The organism is Bacillus atrophaeus, from assembly GCF_039519175.1.
Classification (GTDB): domain Bacteria; phylum Bacillota; class Bacilli; order Bacillales; family Bacillaceae; genus Bacillus; species Bacillus atrophaeus.
The window spans coordinates 2,434,901-2,450,250 of sequence record NZ_CP154443.1; the positions used below are offsets into that span (position 1 = coordinate 2,434,901).

Annotated in this window: 19 protein-coding genes; 10 read left to right on the plus strand and 9 right to left on the minus strand. The window is 43.4% G+C overall.

The features are described from left to right. The first annotated feature begins 1 nt into the window (after window position 1). The 3 genes from AAHT65_RS12250 (at window position 2) to AAHT65_RS12260 (ending at window position 4,263) form a co-directional block, all read left to right on the plus strand. Window positions 2–2,878, plus strand: a complete 2,877-nt coding sequence (locus tag AAHT65_RS12250) for an ATP-binding protein (protein ID WP_343310293.1) — start codon at window positions 2–4, stop codon at window positions 2,876–2,878. Window positions 2,879–2,949: 71 nt separating this feature from the next. Further along, the gene (gene yhaM / locus AAHT65_RS12255; RefSeq protein WP_003327756.1) at window positions 2,950–3,894 is read left to right on the plus strand and encodes a 3'-5' exoribonuclease YhaM; all 945 of its coding nucleotides are present in this window, start codon (window positions 2,950–2,952) and stop codon (window positions 3,892–3,894) included. A gap of 138 nt (window positions 3,895–4,032) precedes the next feature. Continuing rightward, complete coding sequence (locus AAHT65_RS12260) at window positions 4,033–4,263, plus strand: sporulation YhaL family protein (protein ID WP_003327755.1); 231 nt, start codon at window positions 4,033–4,035, stop codon at window positions 4,261–4,263. A gap of 36 nt (window positions 4,264–4,299) precedes the next feature. On the opposite strand, the gene AAHT65_RS12265 is transcribed toward AAHT65_RS12260, so the two are convergent. Next, entirely contained in the window at window positions 4,300–5,154 is an 855-nt protein-coding gene (locus AAHT65_RS12265; RefSeq protein ID WP_010788115.1) for a peptidylprolyl isomerase, read from the minus strand. A gap of 159 nt (window positions 5,155–5,313) precedes the next feature. Here AAHT65_RS12265 and yhzE1 point away from each other — a divergent pair, with 159 nt between their 5' ends. Both yhzE1 and yhzE2 read left to right on the plus strand, forming a co-directional pair. Further along, a complete protein-coding gene (yhzE1, locus tag AAHT65_RS12270; protein WP_003327753.1) occupies window positions 5,314–5,400 on the plus strand; it encodes a sporulation protein YhzE1 in 87 nt (28 codons plus the stop codon). A gap of 122 nt (window positions 5,401–5,522) precedes the next feature. Then, entirely contained in the window at window positions 5,523–5,609 is an 87-nt protein-coding gene (gene yhzE2 / locus AAHT65_RS12275) for a sporulation protein YhzE2 (RefSeq protein WP_003155248.1), read from the plus strand. Between the two features lie 61 nt (window positions 5,610–5,670). Here yhzE2 and AAHT65_RS12280 read toward each other — a convergent pair whose 3' ends face one another. Both AAHT65_RS12280 and AAHT65_RS12285 read right to left on the minus strand, forming a co-directional pair. Beyond that, window positions 5,671–5,889 carry a hypothetical protein gene (locus AAHT65_RS12280; RefSeq protein WP_003327751.1) on the minus strand — a complete coding sequence of 73 codons (219 nt, stop codon included), beginning with the start codon at window positions 5,887–5,889 and terminating at the stop codon, window positions 5,671–5,673. A gap of 73 nt (window positions 5,890–5,962) precedes the next feature. After that, the gene (locus tag AAHT65_RS12285; RefSeq protein ID WP_003327750.1) at window positions 5,963–6,481 is read right to left on the minus strand and encodes a DUF3267 domain-containing protein; all 519 of its coding nucleotides are present in this window, start codon (window positions 6,479–6,481) and stop codon (window positions 5,963–5,965) included. 210 nt (window positions 6,482–6,691) lie between these two features. On the opposite strand from AAHT65_RS12285, the gene AAHT65_RS12290 reads away from it, so the two are divergent. Beyond that, window positions 6,692–7,033, plus strand: a complete 342-nt coding sequence (locus AAHT65_RS12290; RefSeq protein WP_061572505.1) for a YhaI family protein — start codon at window positions 6,692–6,694, stop codon at window positions 7,031–7,033. Here the strand turns inward: AAHT65_RS12290 and AAHT65_RS12295 are convergent. Together AAHT65_RS12295 and AAHT65_RS12300 are read right to left on the minus strand one after the other, a co-directional pair. Then, window positions 7,030–7,641 carry an HTH-type transcriptional regulator Hpr gene (locus AAHT65_RS12295; RefSeq protein WP_003327748.1) on the minus strand — a complete coding sequence of 204 codons (612 nt, stop codon included), beginning with the start codon at window positions 7,639–7,641 and terminating at the stop codon, window positions 7,030–7,032. The two genes, AAHT65_RS12290 and AAHT65_RS12295, sit on opposite strands and share 4 nt — an antisense overlap. 179 nt (window positions 7,642–7,820) lie before the next feature. Continuing rightward, a complete protein-coding gene (locus tag AAHT65_RS12300) occupies window positions 7,821–8,177 on the minus strand; it encodes a YtxH domain-containing protein (protein ID WP_003327747.1) in 357 nt (118 codons plus the stop codon). 131 nt (window positions 8,178–8,308) lie between these two features. Between AAHT65_RS12300 and AAHT65_RS12305 the strand changes: the two genes are divergently transcribed. After that, a complete protein-coding gene (locus tag AAHT65_RS12305; RefSeq protein ID WP_003327746.1) occupies window positions 8,309–8,500 on the plus strand; it encodes a hypothetical protein in 192 nt (63 codons plus the stop codon). A gap of 81 nt (window positions 8,501–8,581) precedes the next feature. Here the strand turns inward: AAHT65_RS12305 and AAHT65_RS12310 are convergent, their stop codons facing one another. The 3 genes from AAHT65_RS12310 to AAHT65_RS12320 form a co-directional block, all read right to left on the minus strand. Further along, entirely contained in the window at window positions 8,582–9,097 is a 516-nt protein-coding gene (locus tag AAHT65_RS12310; RefSeq protein ID WP_343310294.1) for a tryptophan transporter, read from the minus strand. A gap of 125 nt (window positions 9,098–9,222) precedes the next feature. Next, window positions 9,223–10,302 (minus strand): 3-phosphoserine/phosphohydroxythreonine transaminase, encoded by a 1,080-nt coding sequence (gene serC, locus AAHT65_RS12315; RefSeq protein ID WP_343311535.1) that lies wholly within the window; start codon window positions 10,300–10,302, stop codon window positions 9,223–9,225. 146 nt (window positions 10,303–10,448) lie between these two features. After that, window positions 10,449–10,886 carry an HIT family protein gene (locus tag AAHT65_RS12320; protein ID WP_003327743.1) on the minus strand — a complete coding sequence of 146 codons (438 nt, stop codon included), beginning with the start codon at window positions 10,884–10,886 and terminating at the stop codon, window positions 10,449–10,451. 498 nt (window positions 10,887–11,384) lie between these two features. Here AAHT65_RS12320 and AAHT65_RS12325 point away from each other — a divergent pair, with 498 nt between their 5' ends. From AAHT65_RS12325 to AAHT65_RS12335, 3 genes are all read left to right on the plus strand, one after another. Beyond that, complete coding sequence (locus AAHT65_RS12325; protein WP_061670443.1) at window positions 11,385–12,128, plus strand: ABC transporter ATP-binding protein; 744 nt, start codon at window positions 11,385–11,387, stop codon at window positions 12,126–12,128. Continuing rightward, complete coding sequence (locus AAHT65_RS12330) at window positions 12,121–13,347, plus strand: ABC transporter permease (protein ID WP_315916682.1); 1,227 nt, start codon at window positions 12,121–12,123, stop codon at window positions 13,345–13,347. The genes AAHT65_RS12325 and AAHT65_RS12330 overlap by 8 nt, the downstream gene beginning before the upstream one ends. Before the next feature lie 61 nt (window positions 13,348–13,408). Next, window positions 13,409–14,119 carry an EcsC family protein gene (locus tag AAHT65_RS12335; protein ID WP_315916683.1) on the plus strand — a complete coding sequence of 237 codons (711 nt, stop codon included), beginning with the start codon at window positions 13,409–13,411 and terminating at the stop codon, window positions 14,117–14,119. A 15-nt stretch (window positions 14,120–14,134) separates the two neighbouring features. Here AAHT65_RS12335 and AAHT65_RS12340 read toward each other — a convergent pair whose 3' ends face one another. Beyond that, on the minus strand, window positions 14,135–15,325 hold the full coding sequence (locus AAHT65_RS12340; protein ID WP_106359837.1) for a M20 family metallopeptidase: 1,191 nt from the start codon (window positions 15,323–15,325) through the stop codon (window positions 14,135–14,137). Window positions 15,326–15,350: the final 25 nt, after the last annotated feature.

Consider the following 15,350-nt stretch of genomic DNA (forward strand, 5'->3'; position numbering starts at 1 on the left):
GATGCGAATCCTATCTTTACATATCTATCAATATGGAAAATTTTCAAACCAAACGTTTCACTTTTCAACATCCGGGGTTCAATTGATCTACGGTTTGAATGAAGCCGGAAAAACGACCATGATGTCATTTATTGAAAGCATGCTGTTTGGGTTTCCGAAAACAAAAAAGTATGAGCCGAAAACAGGCGGCGTCTACGGAGGTATCTTAGAGGCGGAACACCATGAGTACGGCAGGATTAAGGTTGAACGGACAAAAGGAGTCTCGGGAAGGGTTCGGGTATACACGGCAGCAGGTGAAGTGAAAACTGAGGATTTTTTAAAGAAGCTTCTCAGGAACACGGATCGTGCGCTCTATAAATCAATTTATTCTTTTGATGTGTTCGGTTTGCAGGAGATTCATACCTTTAATAGAGATAAAATTGGAGAGTTTCTGCTGTTTTCGAGCTTGTTCGGCGCCGAAGCGGTTACAAAGCTTGACTCTCGGCTGGCGAAGGAACAAGACCGTCTTTATAAACCGAACGGCAGAAACCCTCGTTTAAATCAGGAACTCGAAACGCTTAAGCAGCTTACGGCAAAACTGAAACAGGCAGAATCTCTTGAAGCCGGCTACCACAGTCTTCTCGAGGAAAAAAAAGCGCTCGCCTCAAGCCTTGCCGATGCTGAAACGGAGCTGACCGGTTTAACGGAACATATTCGTCATATAGATGCAGCGATCCACATCAAGCCGCTGATAGACCAAAAAACGGCACTGCAACAAAAAATGGAGGCGTACCCGGCACAATCCGCCCGATTTCCAGCGGACGGATTGTATCAGCTTGAGAAATACGAGTCGCATATCCATCCGAAATCAGCCCAGCTTGAGGCGCTCAGGGTAAAAGCGGCGGAATTATCCAGCCAGTCACAACAGCTTATGCCAAATGAAGAAATGTTGAAGAATGAAGCGCTCATTCAAAACCTGCTTGCAGAGTATCATATGTATCAATCATATGGCGAACAGCTTTCGGCCGTACAAGCGCAGCTTCGCCAGGTCTCTTCCCGCGTGTCTTCCGGCTTGCAGCAGCTCGGCAAAACGGATGAAAAAGAGCTGCTGCACATGAATACCGCCTATGATTACGAATGGCAGCTGCAGCAGGCAATGCAAAGCTATGGCCAAGCCAGAGACAGAAAAAAGCAGCTTGATGAGACATTTGAACAGGCGCGGCGAGATCTTGAAGAAGCGGAACGGGCGTATGAAGAGTCCGCTGCCGCAGTGCTAAACGATCATCAGCGAAAAGAAAAGGAAGCCGAACTCAAAAAACAGGGGTTTTACCAAGGGCAAGAGGAACTGGCATCACAGCTTATGCTCTTAGAGAAGCAGCAGGCAAAACAAAAGAAGATCATCCTGGGTGCCGGCGCCCTCTGCACCGCCTTCTTTCTTATCGTAAAGGAATGGCTGCCCGCGATTGCTTTTGCCGCTGCTGTTTTAATCTATCTATTCGTGACCTTTAAAAAGGCCCCTGCCATCCGTATGACTGCGCAGAGAAGCCAGCAGAAAACAAATGTGTTTTCAGGAGAAATGGATGAGCTGAAGGAAGCGCTGTGGCGGGATGATCAAAACAGACAGCAGCTGATTACACTCAAAGTGGTTTTACAGCAAAAAGAAGCCGGTTACGAAAGAGTCATTCAGCAATTTGAAGAGTGGGAAGCGGAAATGGCCCCTGCTCAAAGCAGGATCGAAAGTTATAAGAAGGATCTCGGTTTCAGCGAAGACGCGTCTTTTTTGCTGGATGCCTATAGCTTAATGAAAGATTTGAAAAACGAGATCAAGAAAAAACACGAACTGACCATTGAAGCCGGAAGACTTCAAAAACACCGGCGGACTTTTGAGGCGCGGCTTAATCAGTTAATGCCGTCAGAGAACGGGGATAAGCATACCGTTGCAGACCTCATTCATTTCCTGAAAAAAAGTGTCGAACGTGAAGAGAAAATAGAAAAGCAAAAAAGGGAAATTGACACGGAAATTCAGTATGCCGAGGAGCAGATGCGTGATCTTGACCAAGAGATTCAGTACTTTCAAGCTCAGATTGACCAGCTATTTCACGCCGCAGGTGCAAATGACAGGGAAGATTTCCGGGCTATCGCCGAAATCGGCAAGAAACGGAAAGAGACAGAAGAGCAGCTTCAAAACATAAAGGCGCAGCTGCATGGGGCTCATTCCGATGCAACTGAACTGGCAGGATCGGGGACGCTTTCAGAAATGAAACGAAAGCTTTCTGAAGCAAAGGAAAGAAGAGACCGGCTCCATGAGGATGTACATCATTCCAGGGAGCAGCTTGCATTGCTTGCGGTCAGACAAGAACAGCTGGAGGCATCGGGAACAGTATCCGAGCTGAAGCTGCAAACTGAAATGCAAAAAGAACGGGTCAAATCGCTTGCAAAAGAATGGGCCGCCATTCAAATGGTCAGACAAGTGATCAAAGACAAAATGGAGCGCCATAAAAAAGTCGGATTGCCGCGCTTGTTAGAAACGGCAAAAGCATTTTTTCATCCGCTCACGGGCGGAAGCTATGAGAATATATATTTTTCCGAGGCAGATGACTCTATTATGGTGATGCGCAGCGACGGAATGACATTTCATGCGGAAGAGCTTTCACAGGCGACATGTGAGCAGCTATATGCATCGATACGTTTTGCGCTTGCACTTACCCGTCAGGATGGCGTTATGCTCCCATTTCAGCTTGATGACAGTTTTGTTCACTTCGATCAGGAGCGTCTTAAACGAGTGCTTGAGGTGCTTGTCAGGTTCTCTGAGGGCAATAGGCAAATCCTTTATTTCACATGTCATGAGCATGTCAAAGCGTCGTTTCCAAACGATCAAGTGATCCATTTATTGTCATAAATGAGTTTTTAGCTTAAAAGCTGTGTGTGATATACTGGTAATATGTAAGATATGGAGGGAGCTTTAATAGAATGGCTAAAGGTATTATGCTTCACGAGGTTGGCGAACAGGTTGACCAATATTTATTGATTAAATCCTCAACAAAGGGGATTGCAAGCAATGGAAAACCATTCTTGACATTAATGCTTCAAGACCAATCAGGTGATATTGAGGCGAAGCTATGGGATGCGAAGCAAAGCGATGAAACCACCTATGCGCCGCAAACGATCGTTAAGGTCGTCGGGGATGTCCATCACTACCGCGGTCGAAATCAGCTGAAGCTGAGAAACATCAGACCGGCGGGCGAGCATGAAAATGTAAACATTGATGACTTTTTAGAAACGGCGCCCATCCCGAAAAATGAGATGATGGACACTGTCACCCAATATATATTTGAAATGAAAAACCCGAATATCCAGCGGATCACAAGACATCTGGTCAAAAAATACGGTGCAGAGTTTATAGATTATCCTGCAGCTACCAAAAACCATCATGAATTTGTCTCCGGTCTGGCGTATCATGTTGTGTCCATGCTGAATCTGGCAAAAGCGATAGCGGATTTATATCCGTCGCTTGACCGTGACCTTTTGTATGCCGGCGTGATTTTGCATGATCTCGGAAAAGTAAAAGAGCTGTCCGGCCCTGTATCAACCACGTATACAGTGGAAGGCAATCTGCTCGGTCACATCTCCATCATGGTGACTGAGCTTTCAAAAGCGGCAGAGGAGCTTCAAATTGATTCAGAAGAGGTGCTGATCCTTCAGCATTTGATCTTGAGCCATCACGGCAAAGCGGAATGGGGAAGCCCAAAACCGCCGATGGTAAAAGAAGCGGAAATTCTGCATTACATTGACAACCTTGACGCGAAAATGAACATGATGGACAGAGCACTTGAACGGGTGAAGCCGGGCGAGTATACCGAGCGGGTATTTGCACTGGAAAACCGTTCATTCTATAAACCGTCGTTCCACGAATAATACGAAAGGGCTGGTCCTCCAAACACATGATGTGTTTGAAGGGTCAGTCCTTTTTTTATCAGCTTCTTCACTCATAACTTGTCTGGCTGATGCATAAAGTTAGAAATAAAGAAACTATGCAAAAAGGGGGAAGAGGCCGTGCTATTTTTTCCGTGGTGGGTATACCTTTGCATCATCGGCATCATTTTCAGTGCTTATAAGCTGGTGACAACTGCGAAAGAGGAAGAAAAGCTTGACCAGTCTTTTATTGAAAAAGAAGGACAAATCTATATAGAGCGAATGGAACAAGAAAAACAACGCCGTCTGGCTCCGATTCCTTCTGCTGAAACGAAGCAGGGAGAAGAAGATCAAAACCATTCGATCGCATAAAAAAAGCGCAGCTCTTTAAAAGAGCCTGCGCTTTTTTTATTTGGAAGTGCTTGAAGATGTGTTAAATGTATCTTTTAAATCTTTGTCTTTCACATCAATATCAGCTTTTTTGATCACTTTTTCAACAGCAGCCTGAACAGCTGATGTATCGCTGAGTTTTTGTTCTTTCACGTCTTTCTTAAGATCTTTCTTCATGTCATCATATTTTCCGCGTTCCTCGGTATTTTTGATGATATGGTAGCCGAATTGCGTTTTAACAGGGTCACTGACTTCGCCTTTTTTCAGCTTAAATGCCGCTTTGCTGAAAGTCGCATCCAATTGGGTATCATCTTTTGAAATCCAGCCAAGATCTCCGCCGTTGCTTGCAGAGCTGTCTGTAGAGTATTCTTTCGCAAGGTCTTCAAATTTCTCGCCTTTTTTCAGCTTTTTCTCCACTTCTTCAGCTGTATCTTTGTCAGCGACAAGGATGTGGCTTGTACGGATTTTTCCTTTCAGACCTTCCCAATATTCTTTTACATCGTCATCAGTTACTTTGATGTTATCTTCAGCGGCTTTTTGTGTGAGCAATTCATATTTTACCTGTTCTTTCAGGTAATCCTCGCCATATTGCTCTTTGAGGGCAGAATATTGATCGCCGAGCTGTGTTTTATACTCTTTTAGTTTTTTGTCAATTTCTTTGTCCGTTACTTTATACTTTTTAGCTAACACTTTTTCTTGTACAAGCTGAGTCAGTACACTCGCTCCGGCTGTTTTTTTCATGTTTGTGTAAAGTTCGCCCTTCGTTACATCGCCGGCGTCTGTTTTAGCGATGACTTCTTTGTCGCCGCTGCTGCAAGCGCTAAGAGCCAAAATGCTTGTAGCAGTAATAGCTGCAATTGCCATTTTTTTCATTTTTCTCAAACACTCCTAATCATTCCAAATTAAATTGCCTATGCGTATCATAACATATTGTGGCATTCTGTAAAAAGATTTTAAATAACGGGCATTCGTCTAGTCAAACTTTCCCCAGTTACATACAAATATATTGATCAAGAAAAGGAGGTATGTAGCATGAGCGGAGGATACTCAAATGGTTTCGCGTTGCTCGTTGTACTGTTCATTTTGCTTATCATCGTAGGTGCAGCGTACATTTACTAAGCAGTTTAGGATCGCTTGCAGTTTGAGCGGTCCTTTACTTTCACCTCAGCCTAATCGTTTTAACACCTAACTGCATAAGATGTAATTGGAAAATAAACCTTTTTTGAGGAGGTGCTTTTCAGATGGGCGAAGTTTTCGCAGGCGGTTTTGCGCTATTGGTTGTATTGTTTATTTTATTGATCATCATCGGTGCTTCTTGGCTGTATTAATCAGAAAACAAAAAAGCATAGCTGCCGGACGTCCGACAGCTATGCTTTTTACTGTTGTTGTTTAAACAGTAAAGGAGATCTCTACAAACGAAGAGATCAGCAAAATTAAAATGGATACATTAATGAATCTGAATACCTTATCCTGCCGCTCTTCAGGAATCTCTCTGACAAGGCATAATGTATTTGTGAGCTTGTTTATAAAGTACAAAATAAACAAGGCTGCCACGATAAAATAGAATAAAATAATGGGAGATTCCCCCTCTCTCTGAACTGCTCCCATATTACATTACCAAATATTTATACAAAAAGATAGAAATTAAACTGAAATATCAGGTAGGAAAAGGGCGGCACAGCTACTTTTCAACCAATATATCAAAGCCGTCAGCTTCCTGATCTATAAAGCACGCTTTCGGCGCTTTCAGCAATTTTAATGCAAACAAGAAATCGGGCAGACAATAACCGAAATGAATGCTTGAAATAATACAGAAATAATGAGCGTGGCTTGGAAATGCCAGCCCTGCGTAAAATAATACCGGCGTAATCAGCAAAAACGGGCTCAACAATGAAATGAGCATAGTCATTTTAGGAATCCGTTTCCACTGGCGCAGTCTTAACAAGTAAATCTTTTTTTCTATTTTTCTTTTTTTGCTGATGATCGGCAGGACATGGATGGCTTTATGTACAAGTAAAGTAACAACGAGCAAAACGCCGAAGACAGGTACATATTCATCGCTTAAGCTCATTTTCGGCCGCAGCAGTTCGAACGCTAAAAAATTCGATATAAAAAACATAATCATTAAACAGACAGCAATCAATACGATGCGAACGGCCCCATAATCTTTTACAAGATTAATGGTTTTCCAGCAATTCATCAAAGTCATCCTTCCGTACAAAGCGTGAATACAATCTCAAAATAATTTACTCCTCCCAAGAGAAAAAATCAATCCTTTTTCACGAAAAAAAATGGATTTGGCAGGAATTCTTTTGAAAGCGCCAAACAATCTGGGAAATGTACGGTTAGAACTTTCTTCTCACTGCATTATCAGCTAAAATAAGATTAAAGATAGAAAGAAGTGAAACGGATGGATTCGATGGATCATCGCATTGAGCGATTGGAATATTACATACAATTATTAGTGAAAACAGTAGATATGGACCAATATCCCTTCTATGCGATGCTGATTGAAAAAGGGCTGACCAAGCGGGAAGGGGAAGAGGTTGAACGGATTTGCCGCGATTTGGCAGAAGAGCTGGCGTCACAAAAAGCGCAAGGTTTTGTGACTTTCGAAAAGCTCCTTGCGCTTTTTGCCGGACAATTAAATGAAAAATTAGATGTCCACGAAACGATTTTTGCCTTATATAAGCAGGGGATGTATACCGAGCTGATGGAAGAATTTATTGAAATCATCAGGAACTTTGACTAACTGTTGACCGGTTCGAGGTGTTCAGCTGTTTCATCAAGAAGATCGCCGTCTGCTTTTTTCTTCAATTTTCCGTCTTCAATATCAAAATCGTTTTCGATATTCATAAGCGATTTTTCAAAGTACTCCATAAAGTCATCTCCGTATATATTACGGATAATACATGTCATTTCTGCGTTTTCAGGGAATTTTCCGAATAATTGATATAAAGGCTGTGATCCTTTGAATACCGCATTGCGCGTCGGATCAAATTCTTCAAGCAAGCTCGAAAAGATATTTTCCCCTTCTTCGGTCAGCTGAATGTACGTATTTCTTTTATCATTTAACCGCTTCGAAAATTTTAGATACCCCCGCTCCTCAAGCTTCTTAGAGAAATTAAAGGCCGTTGATACATGCATCACGCCGAACTTCGCAATTTCAGAAATTGAAGCCCCGTCCAGCTGATAGGCTATCCATAAGATATGATGTTCGTTAATATTCAAGTCGTATGGCTTGAGCCATTGCTGCCAATCCTTCTCTAAAGATTTCCAAAGGGCCTTGCTCAGCTGTGCCATTTTTTGAGTAAAAACAAGTGCTTCTTTTAAATCATAAGGCGGTTCCACTCGATTCATTACGTTCACCTGCTTCTCTTTATCTTTGTCTCTATTATGCCAATAAAATAAAGATTAATAAAGATGAAAATTTAAGAATTTTATAATAAATTCAGCACCCGTTGCCAAATAAGGATTTTCAGCCTAAAAAAAGTGCAGGGAAGCCATTTTCCCGCACTTTTTTTAATTAGAATAGGATATTAGTTTTGTAAGGTTTTCTCCAGCTGTTTAATCTTCTCTTCAATATCCGCAATTTCCTTTTGCAGATCCTGCTGGTGCGGTTTAATTTCTTCCTGCCATTTTTTAATTGAGGTTTGCAGCTCGCCGCTTACGTCTTTTATGACATCAGCGCTTTCTTTCGCAGCTCTGACTAGCTGATCTTTTAATGCCATGCCGTCTGTTTTTAAGCGTTTGATCGTTTCTTCAAAAGATTCACAATTAGATTTAATTTTCCCGCGCAGCTCTTTACCTGATGAAGGTGCTGAAAGCAAAACCGCCGCGCCTCCGATAATCCCGCCTACGAATAGTCCTGTTAAAAGAGAACGTCCGTTAGCCATTTGTATCACCCCGTTTTTTCTTTGGATATCATACATGTGTTAGCTTTTTCTCATTCTAGCTAGAATGAGAAACTTCTATACATAGCTTGCTTTATTTTAGCATATTTTTTAAGTGAAAAGGAGGGAGAAGGTTGTCTGTCTTTATGATTGTGTTATCATGTATGACTCTTGCTTTCGCTTCAGGCGCCGTTTACTATATCAGACTTCTCGGCCAGGCTGCGTCTTACCCGCCGAAAAGGGTTCTCCGGCAAAAGGCGCTTGTTTGTTCAACCGGAACCGCCCTCACTCTATGTCTTATCTTTTTCACAAAACTGCTCGTTTGAAACCTGTTGAAGCGCCGTCAGCTCTCTTATATAAAAAAACCTCTTCCAGTGTGATTCGGAAGAGGCGTTTTAAATCAATTATTACGCCGATTCGGATAAACTCGACCGTTTCATGATGGTTTGCACAATCGGATACATAATAACCACCGTGATTGTATTCACAGCGGCTGCAGGCAGGACAATTGCGACAAATAGTGCGGCAAAACCGCCCGGCAAACCGACAATAAGCAATGCTGATAATAAAAATACCGTTCCCGACAAGATGGTTCCGATAGCCGTCAGAATAGCACATGACGCTGTTTTTTGGCTCTTTCTGAACACAAGGAACAGGCTGAAAAACAGAAACGCCGATACCGGTTTGTCAATGATGTTTGGAAGCTGTCCGCCCGGAAAAGCGGTTGTCAGAGCCGAAATCAATCCGGTCACAATCCCGATCAGAAGCACATTTTGCACCCGCGGAAACAGCAGGATGGCCATAAACATCATGATCAGCATCATATCGGGCTTCATGCCGCCTAAAAAAGGCGGAATAATGGAATGGAGCCCTGCGCCGATTGCGGCAAACAGTGCCATAATGACTAACTCTTTTGTTTTCATAACTATGCTCTCCTCTGCTAAGCTCTTTTTGCCTTCCAATAATATGCTCGTCATTTATTGCGAGGGCTTAAAAGAATATAATATGCAAACAGTATATCAAAGGAACGGTTTGCATAGAAGATTTTTTACTCATTTTCTTGCTGGAATTTCTTCATAAAGACTGCCAGTTTTTCGCAGTCTTTCAGTGTGACAGCGTTATAGATGGAAGCACGGCAGCCTCCGACAGAACGGTGTCCGCCAAGCCCGACCATTTTCTCTTCTTTTGCCTGCTGGACAAATGTCTTTGTCAGCTCATCATCACGAAGGGTGAAGGTGACATTCATGCGTGAACGGCTGTCTTTTTCGGCGTGGCCTTTGTAGAAACCGCCGCTTTCATCAATGCATCTGTACAGCACGTCTGCCTTTTGCTCATTGCGCTGTTCAGCCGCATCAATGCCGCCGTTTTCTTTCAGCCACTCTAGGACAAGGCTCAGCATGTATATCGCAAATGTCGGAGGTGTATTGTACAGTGAGTCCGCTTTTGTATGCGTTGAATATTTTAGGATTTTCGGAACGTTGGCATTTTCATTTTGCAGCCATGATTTTTTCATTACGACAACGGTAACACCTGAAGGACCAAGATTTTTTTGGGCACCGCCGTAAATGACGTCAAATTTGGATACATCGATTTTTCTGCTTAAAATATCGCTGGACATGTCAGCGACGAGCGGAATTGGAGAGTTCGGGAATTCCTGCCACTGTGTGCCGAAAATCGTATTGTTAGATGTAATATGTAAATATGCGCCATCTTTTACATCCGTAAGGTCAACCTCGGGAATGTAGCTGTAATTGTCTGATTCGCTTGTCGCCGTCACAGATGTGTTTCCGAACAATTTCGCTTCAGCGAGCGCTTTTTCAGACCAAGCGCCTGTCATCACAAAATGAGCGGTTTTTTCAGGTGTTAAAAAGTTCATCGGAAGCATTGAGAATTGAAGGCTTGCCCCGCCTTGAAGAAACAGAATGTCATAGTCTTCCGTGATGCCCATCAGTTCAATCAGCAAGCTTTTCGCTTTTTGATGCACCGCTTCATATTCATTGCTGCGGTGGGAAAGCTCCATAACAGACATGCCGGATTCATTAAAATCAATAAACTCTTTCTGTGCTTTTTGCAGAACTTCCAATGGCAGCGCTGCAGGACCTGCATTAAAATTCGTTGTACGTTCCATCATGATCTCTCCCTGTTTTCCACGTTAATGTATGAAATAATACAATTATCCTATCACAAAAATTCAGTTTTTTTTATAAAAAATTTGAATTGTCTAAAGAAAGTGACGGATTATAACGATTTGTTCCCATAACAAAAAACCCCATCTTATGATGAGGCCAGGCGTTTGGCAATGGATGAAGAAATGTCTTGCAGATCTTCCGGTTTGTAATCATCTGCATGTGTTTTCCACACTGCTCCGAAACCGTCTCCTTTTCCATAGCGCGGGATAATATGCATATGGTAATGGAAAACAGATTGTCCTGCTTTTTCGCCGTTGTTGTTTAACGTATTTAAGCCGATCGGTTCAAATTCATCCCTGATGGCGCGGGCAATTTTCGGAACGGCGTGAAAATATTGTTTCGCTAATTCGTCTGTAAATTCGTAAACATTTTCAATATGTGTTTTCGGGATAACGAGGGTGTGGCCTTTCGTCACTTGGCTGATATCGAGAAATGCCAGCACATGTTCATCTTCATAAACCTTTGCTGACGGGATTTCGCCGGCGATAATTTTACAAAAGATACAATTCTCTGCACTATGCATGAGGGTTCCTCCTTATGAAATTGTTTTTTTATGTATAAACTCATCGTACCACAGAAATGCAGAAAATAGAAAACAGGATGAACGGCGAGCGTTCACCCTGCATGCAGAGGAATAGCTTAAGTTAAGAAAATTCGGATATGCCTTTTGTAAGCACCTCATTTGTTTATAAAATGAAGACTTTTTTAACGCCTATAGATTCCTGCGACAAACACCTCATTTGACAGTCAGCTTCATGTTTAATGAAGAAATTCATCAATTTAGTGAATGAGAAATGGTCTAAGCATTGGACATGTGAATTTCTATCCAACTGTTTTTAAGACGTCTTTGACAAACACCTCGTTTTTCAGTTGATTAAAGCTTTTTCCTCTACAACCATTATAATGTCCCGGAATCGGTTTGTTTATTACAGCTATTTTTAAGAATTCAGGAAAAGGGAATCGTTTCAAATCAGCCTTTATTTTTGGTACTATTAAGAAAACAAATTGAAGGGGAGAAACTATGTCTCTGCTATCGGTAAATAATGTGACCGGCGGGTACACAAGAAACCCGGTCTTAAAAAATATTTCCTTCACTCTTGAACCGAATCAGATCGTCGGTTTAATCGGGCTGAATGGAGCAGGCAAAAGTACGACAATCAGACATATCATCGGTTTAATGGACCCGCATAAAGGCGCGATTGAATTAAACGGCAAAACATTCGCTGACGATCCGACCGGCTATCGGTCGCAATTCACCTATATACCGGAAACACCCGTCTTATATGAAGAGCTGACGCTAATGGAGCACCTTGAATTGACGGCTATGGCGTACGGGCTTTCAAAAGACACGTTAGAAAAAAGGCTCCCACCGCTTTTAAAAGAATTCCGGATGGAAAAACGGCTGAAATGGTTTCCGGCCCACTTCTCCAAAGGAATGAAGCAGAAGGTTATGATTATGTGCGCGTTCCTTGCAGAGCCTGAGCTTTATATTATTGATGAGCCGTTTCTGGGATTGGACCCGCTCGCTATCAACGCGCTGCTGGAACGGATGAATGAAGTCAAAAGGGGCGGGGCGAGCGTCCTCATGTCCACGCATATTCTGGCGACGGCAGAACGCTATTGTGACTCATTTATCATTTTACATAACGGCGAGGTGCGGGCGAGCGGAACGCTGGCCGATCTCAGAGAACAGTTCGGAATGAGGGATGCGGCGCTGGACGATTTATATATTGAACTGACAAAGGAAGAAGACGGCCATGAATAATATGCTTGATATTTGGCAGTCACGGCTTCAAGAGCATATAAAAGAAACTAGAATGTATATGAAATATATGCTCAATGACCATCTCGTCATCGTCCTGATTTTTTTTATTGCCGGGGCGGCGAGCTGGTACAGCAAATGGGTGAAGGATATACCCGCCCATTTTCCGTCCTTTTGGGTGATGGCGGTGCTGTTTTCCCTTATCCTTACCGGTTCATATGTACGGACGTTGCTGAAGGAAGCCGATCTGGTCTTTCTATTGCCCCTTGAACCGAAAATGGAGCCTTATTTAAAGCAGGCGTTTACGTACAGCTATCTTTCTCAGCTTTTTCCGCTGATCGCTCTTACTTTAGTCTGTATGCCGCTTTATTTTGCCGTTAATCCGGCGGCAACGCTTGTTTCTTATACAGTTGTTTTCATACAGCTGCTGATCCTGAAAGGGTGGAATCAGGCGATGGAGTGGAGGATCACCTTTCTGAGTGACCGAAACAAAAAGCTGACAGACGCTATGGTCAGATTTGTAGCCAATGCCCTTGTCCTTTACTTTGTATTGCAATCTTTGTATATATACGCTGTTGTTGTGTATGTCATCATGGCAGCGCTTCTGATGTACTTTACAGCGGCTGCAAAGCATAAATCATTTAAATGGGAAGCGCATATTGATTACGAATTGAGACGGAAACAGCGGTTTTACAGAATCGCCAATCTGTTTACAGATGTGCCGCATTTGAAAAAGAGAGCCAAGCGCAGGGCGTATCTTGACTTTTTGCTGCGGCTTATCCCGTTTGAACAGCGAAAAACGTTCTCTTATATGTATGCGCGCGCCTTCTTGCGGTCGAGTGATTATTTGGGAATACAAGTGAGGCTGACGGTTATTTTCGCGCTGATTATTATGTATGCCTCTTCAAGTGAGTGGATCGCAGCGGTTTTAACCGTGTTCACTTTATTTATCACGGGCATCCAGATGCTCCCGCTTTTCGGTCATTTTGATCACCTTTCCTTGCAGGAGCTGTATCCAGTGAAGAAGGAAGAGAAGATGAAAAGTTATTTTGCTTTGTTAAAAACAGCTTTAGGCGTGCAGGCATTGATCTTGATTGCCGCTTCTGTCTATGCGGCGGGTTTGACAGGCGGGCTGTACGCTTTAATCGGTTCCGCAGTGCTTATCTTTGCCCTGCTACCGTCATACATGAGCGCCAGATTGAAAAAATACGGAAAGATTTGATTGAAACCTTTTTTCCATTCATATCGTGTAATAAAAAAGCGAGACGAAGGAGTGGAAGCTGATGACAGACAGCGAGCTGCTGTTAAGCGAAGCGTTTCAATGGAAAATGCGTTTTTTAAGAAAGTCCTCGATGTTTGAACGGTTTTCGAAGGGTGTGCAAATGAAGGTGAATGAGCGCATTCCTGAGAAAATTCATGCAGCGGTAACCGAGAGCATAAAAAAGATGGTGGAAGCGACCATGCTTGGTTCTAATATGACAGCCTTTAAAAAGGACACAAGCAGCCTTTCCGTCAGAGAAAAGGATAAGCTTGCTAAAAAAACGATTGCTTCCTATCAAAAGATGGCCACTGCTGAAGGGATTGGCACCGGAGCGGGCGGTTTTATGCTGGGGGTAGCCGATTTTCCGCTGCTGCTCAGCATAAAAATGAAATGTTTATTTACATTGTCGTCCATTTACGGTTTTGATGTAAAGGACCGTGACGAGAGGTTATACCTTCTGCTCATTTTTCAGCTTGCATTCTCAAGCGAGGAACATCGGAAAAAAGTTTTTTCCGCACTGGAGAATTGGGAAACGGTCAAAGAAGACATTGACTGGAGAGTCTTTCAGCAGGAATACCGGGATTATATTGATGTTGTCAAGCTATTTCAGCTATTGCCGGGCATCGGCGCGGCGGTGGGCGGAATCGCCAACTACAAACTGCTTGCACAGCTGGGAGAGACGGCAAGACATGTGTTTCATCTGAGATTACTAAAAGAAACAGCCGGAGAATAAATGCCGGCTGTTTTTTTATGAATGATGATATGAGATTGCAGCCCCTGCAAGCACTTTGGCGGCTGTCAGCATTGCTTTTTCATTGATATCAAATTTAGGGTGGTGATGGGGGTGAACACATTCAGGATCTTCAGGGGCAGCTCCTGTGAAGAAAAAGGTTCCTTTCACATGCTGCAAGTAATAGGCGAAATCCTCACCGCCCATTTGCGGCTCAGCTTCGATCACATGCTCCACGCCTTCTGTTATCTTTGCGATGCTGGCTAGGTGGTCTGTTTCTTCCGGGTGATTGACAACTGCCGGATAACCGCGTTCATAGCTGTAATCATAGGAGGCCGCATGCATATCGCAAACTCCTTTAACGACAGATTCAATTTCCTTTTCCAAAAGGCTGCGTACATTTTCATCAAAAGAACGTGCCGTGCCGATCAGTGTGGCTTGATCCGCAATCACATTAAACGGATTACTGGCGACGAATGAGCCGGTTGAAATAACGGCAGACTGAATCGGATTGACCTTTCGGCTGACAATGTGCTGAAGGGCGGTTACAATCTGTGATCCGATGAGAACGGCATCTTTTGTATCATGAGGGTGAGCACCGTGCCCTCCTTTTCCGCGAATGCTGATTGTAAACCTGTCAGCCGCCGCCATCACCGCACCTGTTCGGTAAAGGATGGTTCCAAGCGGTTCTGTCGCCCACAAATGGGTGCCGAATATAACATCCGCTTCCTCGAGGCAGCCGTCGGCAATCATCGGCTCCGCTCCGCCCGGGGCATATTCTTCCGCATGCTGATGAATTATGATGAATTTTCCCTTCAGCTTATGTCTGTTTTGGTAGAGCACCTTTGCAACCGAGAGTAAGGTCGCCGTATGGCCGTCATGCCCGCATGCATGCATGACACCGGGCACTGTAGAAGCGTAGGGAACATCTTTGGCATCTTGAATGGGGAGGGCGTCAAAATCAGCTCTCAACGCAACAGCCGGACCGGGTTCGCTGCCTTCAATATAAGCCAAAACTCCGCGTCCCCCGACTTGTGTCCGGATCGGAACACCGAGTTTTTCATAAAAAGAAGCGATAAACGCCGCCGTCTTTTCTTCCTGAAAAGAAAGTTCAGGATTCATATGAAAGAACCGTCTGTGCTTTACCATTTCATCAAAACAGCTATCAAGCTGTTCATTTATACTTTTTTGAAGTGTCGAAAGTGACAAAAGCAGCATCTCCTTTTTGGTCATC